We start from the raw sequence: 7842 nt of genomic DNA on the forward strand, positions 1-7842 counted from the left end.
ACACCTACGGGGTCCGCCGCGTCCACGCCGAACTGCGCGGCTTCGGGCACACCGTCAACCGCAAGCGCGTCGAGCGGCGCTGTCACGTTGGCTGAGCGGGTGGGATGATCTTCGGGGTGATCGTGGTGGAGGGGGCCGTCCGTGGAGGTCACGTCGCCGTCGTACAAGGGGCACCGGTACCCGGTCGAGGTGATCTCCCACTGCGTGTGGCTGTACTTCCGCTTCCCGTTGTCCTACCGCGAGGTCGAGGAACTGATGCTCGAGCGCGGCGTGATCGTCTCGTACGAGACCGTGCGACGGTGATGTCGGAAGTTCGGGCAGGCCTACGCGAACGGGCTTCGCCGCAGGCGCCCCCGGCCCGGCGACAAATGGTATCTCGACGAAGTCTTCATCAAGATCAACGGCGAGCAGAAGTATCTGTGGCGGGTTGTGGACCGGGACGGCAACGTCCTCGACATCCTCGTGCAGAACCGCCGCGACAAGGCCGCGGCCAGACGGTTCCTCCGCAGGCTGATGACGAAGACCCGGGCAGTGCCGAGGGTGATCGTCACCGACAAGCTCCGCTCCTACAGCGCCGCCCACCGCGAGGTCATGCCTTGCGTCGAGTATCGCTCGCACAAGGGACCGAACAACCGGGCCGAGAACAGCCACCAGCCGACGAGACAACGCGAACGGGTTATGAAGGGCTTCCGCTCCGTGGGCGGGGCGCAGAGGTTCCTGTCCGCCTTCAGCAGCACCTCACCCCACTTCCGGCCCCGCCGCCACCTGATGACCGCCACCCACTACCGAGCCGAAATGACCGTCCGCTTCACCATCTGGGAGCAGATCACCGGTGTCACGGACCGACCTGCCACTGCCTGAGCACCGGCCCGGAACCCGGCCCCACCACGCCTCGACGCACCGTCAGACGCCCACACACCCGACAACGGGCCAACGCCCTCACTGATCCGGTTCCCGAAGCCCAGTCCTGTATTGCGGGAGAAAGCTCAGAGGCTGCGGTAGAGCGTGCTGCCGTGGTTGCGTGTGCCCTCGCCGTCGCGGCGTCGAGCCGGGGCGGCGAGGGTACAGGCGCGGTCAGGGTGGTCAGTGTCCGGCGACGACGCCCGACAGCTCGTTAGTGCTCTTCGGCAGGGCGGCCGAGGTGATCTTCTTCCCCGTTTCCACGTCGATGGCGTGCAGAGCCTTCTTGCCGGGCTCGGAGACGTAGGCGACGTGCCCGCGCACGAACAGGGTGGGCCGGGCCTGCTGCCAGTCCAGCGGCTCCTGCCAGTCGCCCACGACGGGGATCTTCTTCTCGATCTTGCCGGTTTCCGGGTCGATGACGTGGATGGCGCCGTCGGTTCCGAGGACCAGGGCCTCGCCGTGCGGGCCGCGGGCCAGCGAGCGGAAGGAGTAGCTGGTGCCCAGGTCCACCAGGCGCAGCTTCTTCTTCTCGGTGTCGATGAGGGAGACGCGGGTGGGGCGTTCCAGCTCGGCGTCGGGGTCGGTCTTGTAGTCGCCCAGCAGAACGGGCGAGGCGTCGCTGCCGGCCTGGTTGCCGATGCGGCCGTAGTCGTCGGGGGAATCGATCTTGGTGAACTTGCCGTCCTTGTAGATCAGGATGCCGTCCTCGCAGCCGACGCCGACGGCTTCGTTCTTCGCGGCGGCTTCGCCGTGGACACCGGGGCAGTCCTCGTTGCGTGCGATTTCCTTGTTGTTCCGGTCCAGCACCAGCGCGCCGGTGCGCTTCTCCTCGGTGCCCAGGGTGCTCACGAGTTTGCCGTCGGCCAGTTCGATGGCGACGCCGTGGTGCGCCTCGGCGGAGGTGTAGGTGCGCCCTGCCGGCTTCTTGCCTCCGCTCAGCGCGGTGGGGTCGAAGACGTGGACCTCTCCGGTGCCGTCGGTGAAGAGCACGGTCTTCGCGGCGTGACGGACTACGTGGCCCGGCTTGGCACCCTTGTACTCGATGTCGGTGAGGGCCTGGGCGGAGGCGTCCAGGACACGGAATCCGCTGTCCGTGGAGACCATGACATGGTCCTTGTCACCTGCGGGATTGACCCGGTTGAAGCCAGGCAGGTCAATGGTCTTGGCGAGCTTCAGGCTCTCGCCGTCGAGGATGTAGAGGCCGCCGTCGAAGGTGGCGACCAGCGGCTCCTTGACCGCCACCGCGGGCGTGGCGTCGGCGGTTTTGCCGGACTTGGTGTCGGTGGAGGAGGAGCTCTCTCCGCCGCAGGCGGTCAGGACCGTGGCGGTGGCCAGCGCCAGTGCCGTGCCCGTGAGGGCTCTGCCGCGTATCGACTTGTTCATCGGTCTGTTCCTTTCTGCACCGCGCTGTGGCGGCATGGGGGTACGACGAGCCGGCGCCCGATAGGCGGGTGTGCCGGGAGAATCGAGGGGTCAGGACCTGGTGGTCAGTCGCCGGTCAGGCCGGTGACCATGGCGGTGGTGTTGGCGCGCATCATCCGCAGGTAGGTGTCGGCGCCCGCATCCTTGGCGGTGAGGGACTCCGAGTGGAGTTCGACGACACGAACCCCGCCGCCCATCTCCGCTCGCAGTACCTCGGCGAGCCGTTTGGGCTGGGAGGAGTCGGCGAAGACGGTGCGTACGCCTGCTCCCTCCATCGCCTCGGTGAGGGAGCGCAGGTCCGAGGAGCTGGGTGAGGCCAGGGTGGTGCCGCTGGGAATGACCGCGCCGATCACCTCGAAGCCGAAGCGGTCGGCGAGATAGCCGAAGACGTGGTGGTTGGTGACCAGGGCCCGCTGGTCCGCGGGGACTCGGCCGAAGGACTTCTCCATCCAGGTTGTGAGGTCGGTGAGTTGCTTCGCGTAGCGGTCGGCGTTGGCCCGTATCGTGCCGGGGTCCACGCTCTTGACGTGCTCGGTGACCTGGTCGGCTATCAGGCCGGTGACCTTGTGCACACGGTCGGGGTCTGTCCAGAAGTGCGGGTCGGGCTGACCTTCCTCGCCCTGGGGGCCGCCGTTATCGGCGGTGTGGAAGGTGAGCGGGTCGGCCGCCTCGCCTGCCGCGAAGGTGGCGACACCGGACTCGCGGGCGGCGTCCACGTGCCGCAGGACGTTCTCCTCCAGACCCAGGCCGTTGTAGACGACCAGATCGGCCTGTTCCAGCTCGGCGGCCTGAACGGCCGACAGTCCGAAGGAGTGCGGGTCGGCGTTGGGCTTCATCAGGACGGTGACGTCGGCCTCGTCGCCGACGATCTCGCGGGTGACGTCGCCGAGGATGTTGGTCGTGACGACGATGCTGGGCCGGCCGTCGTCGGTGGTGCAGGCGGCCGCGGACATCGCTGTCACGAGGGCGAGGAGGCCCGCGATCAGGTGTCGCGGGCGAGCGGTGCCCACCCTCGCGCGACGCTTCGCCCCGGTTCGGCTCATCGACCGGCCTCCACCATGAGGACCGGTCTGACGTCCAGGTCGAAGGAGCGCGCGATGCGCAGGCCGTCGTTGTAGTCGATCTCGAACACCTTCTTGCCCTCTGGGTCGTTGACATAGGCGCGGCTGCGGTCGGTCTCGATGACGGGTGCGTTGCCGTCGGAGTCGTCCCGCTTTCCTGGTGTCAGCAACGGCTTGGTCCGTGCGGTCTGCTTTCCGGTCGCGATGTCATAGCCGTGTAGGGAGCCGTCGGTCTCCAGGACGAGCAGCGGGGATCCCTCTCCGGCCGTGTTGACCGCGACGACGGGTCCGGTCTCCACCCGCTTCCAGGTCCGCTCGGCGACATCCAGGACCCAGACGGCCTCGTCTCCGGCCAGGGCGGTGAGGGTGTCGCTGCCGGGACGATGGCGGAAGGTGGTGGCGCGTTCCTGTGCCGGGACGTGCTGCCCGTACGGGATCTTCTCGGCGGTGAAGGCGCCGTCCTGCGCACGCACGAGCAGGGCGCCGTCGGCACAGCCGAGAATCACGCCGCGCCGGGTGACCGCGTCTCCTCGGGGGGCTTCGCACGTAACGTCCGGGGACGCTATGCGTTCGCCCTTGCGGTCGAGGACGACAAGTTCCGTGGCGCCACCCTTGTTCGCGAAGGCGAGCAGGTGTTCCTCGTACGGCACGACGGCGCCGGTGTACGTGCCGCGTAGCGTCCGAGATGTGGCGATCTCCCCCTTCTCCAGCTTGCTGCGGTCATAGAGGACGGTGCGGCCGTTCTCGTCGGTCACCGCGGTGACGGCGACATCACTGCGTATCTGCGCTTGGCTGCCCGCAGGTATCTCACCCACGTCCCGCGTCGGCGCACTGTAGTAGTGGACGTGGTCGCCGTGGTCCACCATCCACGCGCCGCTGTCGAGCACATGGGTGCCACCGGGCGCATGGAGGTAGCCGAACCTGCCGTCCATGCCCAGCCGAACGGCATCCTTCACCTCGGCCGTCCTGTGCACCTTGCCGGTGACGAGATCGAGGACTCTGGTGTTCCCGCTGTCGGGGTCGTTCAGGAGAAGCCGGGACTGCTGCTCGGCGGCCTCCTTCGCTCCCTCGACGTACCCGTGCGGAGTGGCGGACGGCGGGTTCGTCTCGGATCGTCCGGCGCTGGGCTCCTCCCCCGCACAACTCGTGGTGAGCAGCGCGGTGAGCACCAGTGCGGCCGATGCCCACGGAGTGACGTTTCTGCGGACGGTCATGATGATCGCCTCTGGCTTCTTTCAGTTGACTTCGAGTAGGGATGCCGTGGAGTGGATCTGACGCATACGACGGTCACGCAGACCGGACAGCACGTGGGAGACGAAGAACAGGCTCACTGCGAGGGCCGCGACGGTCGCGCCGGCTGCGGTGCTCAGGTGCCAGGACAGCAGCAGGCCGCCCAAGGTGGCCAAGTTGCCGAGCAGTGCGGCGAGCGCCATGACGCCGCGCACGGAGCGGGCCCAGGGCAGAGCGGCCGCCGGCGGTGCGATGAGCAGTCCGAGGACGAGCAGCGTTCCCACGATGTGGAACGAGGCGACGATCGCCAGGCCGAGCAGACCGAGCAGCACAGCATGGGCCAGGCGCGGCCGCAGTCCCAGGGTGTGGGCCTTGCGAGAGTCGAACGCCAGTGCCAGGAAGGCGCGGTGACCGAAGACCGACACCGCCAGCGCCACGAGCAACGCCGCCGCGAGCACGAGAAGATCCTGCTGCCTGACGGCGAGGACGTCCCCGAAGAGGAAGCCGGTCAGGTCGACCGCGAAGGACTGCGAGCGCGACACGATGATCACGCCGAGCGAGAGCATGCCGACGAACAGCAACCCGATGCCGGTGTCCTGCGACAGCCTCGGCGTACGGCCCAGCGCGGTGACGCCTGCTGTCACGACGGCGGCGCTGACCACCGCGCCCACCATCAGATTGCCCCCGAGGAGCGCGGCGACCGCGACGCCCGGCAGCAGCCCGTGGGACATGGCGTCACCGAGAAAGGCCATCCCCCTCAGCACCACCCAGGTGCCCGCCAGCGCACAGATAGCGGACACCAGCATCCCGCCCCACAGGGCCCGCTGCACGAAAGTCACCTCGAACGGGACCGTCAACCATTCCATGCCCCGGACACTACAATGAAAATCATGTTCAATACACCAGACCTCTCGACCGCCCCACCCCTCGGCCGGACCGCCTCCCTTCGCTTCTCGGAACTGTGCGCCGGCTATCCAGGACGCCCCGTGCTCCACCAAGTCAGCGGAGAAATAACGGGGTTGGCCACGACAGCGCTCGTCGGCCCGAACGGCAGCGGCAAGTCGACCCTGCTCGGCGTACTCGCCGGTGTGATCAAGCCAACATCCGGCGACCTCCTCCGCACCAGTGACCGCCCGCCCGCCTTCGTGCCGCAGCGCGGGGCGGTCGGTGACACTCTTCCGCTCACCGTTCGGCAGACCGTGGAGATGGGGCGCTGGGGCGAGCGTGGTCCGTGGCGACGGCTGACCGCACGGGATCACGCGACCGTGGACGCGATGCTCGACCGGCTCGGCATCGGCGACCTCGCCTCACGCCAACTGGGCGAGCTCTCGGGCGGACAACGGCAACGCGCGCTCATCGCCCAGGGTCTGGCGCAGGAGTCGGACCTACTGCTCCTCGACGAGCCGACCACCGGACTGGACCCGGAGGCGAGGGACCGGATCGGGACGCTGCTGACGGCGCTCGTCGCCGACGGCGTGACGATCGTCCAGGCCACACACGACCTCGACGTGGCGCGCGCGGCGGACGCCTGCCTGCTGCTCCAGGACGGCCGCCTCGCGGGGCAGGGGCGTCCGGACCAGGTCCTCACCACGTCGTCACTGACGCGGATCTGGCAAAGGATCTGAGAAGCCCGGCACACAACCTCGACGGCCATGCCGGGCATGGCCGAGCGGTGCGTAGGACCGTCACTGCACACAACAGGCCCAGTCCCGCACGACCGCCTCCCCGACGAGCATTCACGCAGGACGGGCAGGCTGGTGCGTCGACTCGACGCTTGAGTCCGCACAGTTAGGTGGCGAACTTCTCCAGGCCGTCGATGTTCCGGGGCGGCTGATGCCCTCGTTGTAGTCGAGGATGACGACAACTTCGGGCTCGGCATCGACGACGGATTCCCAGTTGACCTGAGTCCAGCGCTCGTCGAGGCCTTCGAAGAGGCGCTGTCACGTTGTTGGGTGTGTTGGTGCCTGACGGCGCGTCGGGGCGTGGTGGGCTTGTGGTCCAGGCCTGGGGTCAGGCCGTGGCGGGTCGGCCGGTGACGTCGGTGATCTGGTCCCAGAGGGCGAAGCGGATGGTCATCTCGGCTCGGTAGTGGGTGGCGGTCATCAGGTGGCGGCGGGGTCGGAAGTGGGGTGAGGTGCCACTGGACGCGGCCAGGAACCGCTGCGCCCCGCCCACGCTGCGGAAGCCCTTCATCGCGCGTTCGCGCTGCCTCGTCGGCTGATGACTGTTCTCGGCCCGGTTGTTCAATCCCTTGTGGGCACGATGCTCGACCGACGGCATGACCTCCCGGTGGGCCGCCCCGTAGGAGCGCAGCTTGTCGGTGACCACCACCCGCGGCACCGTACGGGTCTTCTTCATCAGCCTGCGGAAGAACCGCCTGGCCGCAGCGGTGTCCCGCCGGTTCTGGACCAGGATGTCGAGCACAGTGCCATCCTGGTCGACGGCCCGCCACAGGTACTTCCGCTCTCCGTTGACCTTGAGGAAGACTGAGGCGTCCCTCGGAGTGTGGACACAGGGGCTCATGCTGCGATTGAGAGTTTAACTGCTCGCAGATGCTGCTGTTCGAACTCCACGGGTGAGAGGTAGTTGAGAGCACTGTGGCGCCTGCGGGTGTTGTAGTAGGTGAGCCACTGGAAGATTTCCAGCCTCGCCTGAAGCATCGTGGAGAAAAACCTCCGGTGCATCGTCTCCCTCTCGAACCCCTGCCAGAACGACTCGGCGAGGGCGTTGTCGTAGCTCGAGCCGACCCGATCCGTGCTCCGGCGGATCCCGAAACCCTCGCAGACCTGCGCGAACGCGGCCGATGTGTACTGGGCGCCCCTGTCCGCGTGGAAAACCACTCCGCCGACGTTGCCGCCGCGGGCCGTGACTGCCATTTTCAGCGCGTCGATGACCAGCTCGGCCCGCATGTGTGAGGCCGTCGAGTAGCCGAGCACCCGGCGTGAGCAGATGTCCAGGACACAGGCGAGATACATCCACGCGCCGCCGACCTGCACGTATGTGATGCCGCCGCACCACTTCTCGTCCAAACGCCCGGCGGAGAAGTCGCGCTGGACGAGGTCCGGGGCTGGTGGTGCGAGCCGGTCGGGGACCGTGGTGCGCTTGCGCCGCCGCAGGTGGCGGCCCTCGAGCCGGTGCTTGCGCATCAGGCGCTCGACGCGCTTGCGGTTGACGGTGTGCCCGAAGCCGCGCAGTTCGGCGTGGACGCGGCGGACCCCGTAGGTGC

7 protein-coding genes and 3 pseudogenes are annotated in these 7842 nt (G+C 68.0%); 3 read left to right on the top strand and 7 right to left on the bottom strand.

The window, feature by feature from the left end; genetic code table 11:
• Both ACF1FZ_RS34815 and ACF1FZ_RS34820 read left to right on the top strand, forming a co-directional pair.
• The coding region (locus ACF1FZ_RS34815) for an IS3 family transposase (RefSeq protein ID WP_391777377.1) at window positions 1-95 on the top strand (95 nt) is incomplete at its 5' end.
• A 46-nt stretch (window positions 96-141) separates the two neighbouring features.
• Window positions 142-861: pseudogene (locus tag ACF1FZ_RS34820) on the top strand (IS6 family transposase).
• Between the two features lie 222 nt (window positions 862-1083).
• Here the strand turns inward: ACF1FZ_RS34820 and aztD are convergent.
• From aztD to aztB, 4 genes are all read right to left on the bottom strand, one after another.
• Window positions 1084-2286, bottom strand: a complete 1203-nt coding sequence (aztD, locus tag ACF1FZ_RS34825; RefSeq protein WP_391777371.1) for a zinc metallochaperone AztD — start codon at window positions 2284-2286, stop codon at window positions 1084-1086.
• A 104-nt stretch (window positions 2287-2390) separates the two neighbouring features.
• Complete coding sequence (gene aztC, locus ACF1FZ_RS34830; RefSeq protein WP_391777372.1) at window positions 2391-3368, bottom strand: zinc ABC transporter substrate-binding protein AztC; 978 nt, start codon at window positions 3366-3368, stop codon at window positions 2391-2393.
• Window positions 3365-4600 carry a hypothetical protein gene (locus tag ACF1FZ_RS34835; RefSeq protein WP_391777373.1) on the bottom strand — a complete coding sequence of 412 codons (1236 nt, stop codon included), beginning with the start codon at window positions 4598-4600 and terminating at the stop codon, window positions 3365-3367. The genes aztC and ACF1FZ_RS34835 overlap by 4 nt, the downstream gene beginning before the upstream one ends.
• A gap of 21 nt (window positions 4601-4621) precedes the next feature.
• Window positions 4622-5482 (bottom strand): zinc ABC transporter permease AztB, encoded by an 861-nt coding sequence (gene aztB / locus ACF1FZ_RS34840; RefSeq protein ID WP_391777374.1) that lies wholly within the window; start codon window positions 5480-5482, stop codon window positions 4622-4624.
• Between the two features lie 15 nt (window positions 5483-5497).
• Between aztB and aztA the strand changes: the two genes are divergently transcribed.
• Entirely contained in the window at window positions 5498-6241 is a 744-nt protein-coding gene (gene aztA, locus ACF1FZ_RS34845) for a zinc ABC transporter ATP-binding protein AztA (RefSeq protein ID WP_391777375.1), read from the top strand.
• A gap of 163 nt (window positions 6242-6404) precedes the next feature.
• Here aztA and ACF1FZ_RS34850 read toward each other — a convergent pair.
• From ACF1FZ_RS34850 to ACF1FZ_RS34860, 3 genes and pseudogenes are all read right to left on the bottom strand, one after another.
• Window positions 6405-6556, bottom strand: a pseudogene (locus ACF1FZ_RS34850) (iron transporter); the annotation flags it as partial.
• A 70-nt stretch (window positions 6557-6626) separates the two neighbouring features.
• Window positions 6627-7076 (bottom strand): annotated as a pseudogene (locus ACF1FZ_RS34855) (transposase); the annotation flags it as partial.
• A 59-nt stretch (window positions 7077-7135) separates the two neighbouring features.
• Window positions 7136-7842 (bottom strand): IS3 family transposase (locus tag ACF1FZ_RS34860; protein ID WP_391777376.1); only part of this gene is annotated, 707 nt, incomplete at its 5' end.

Source organism: Streptomyces sp. NPDC014623 (genome assembly GCF_043088245.1).
Lineage (GTDB): Bacteria > Actinomycetota > Actinomycetes > Streptomycetales > Streptomycetaceae > Streptomyces.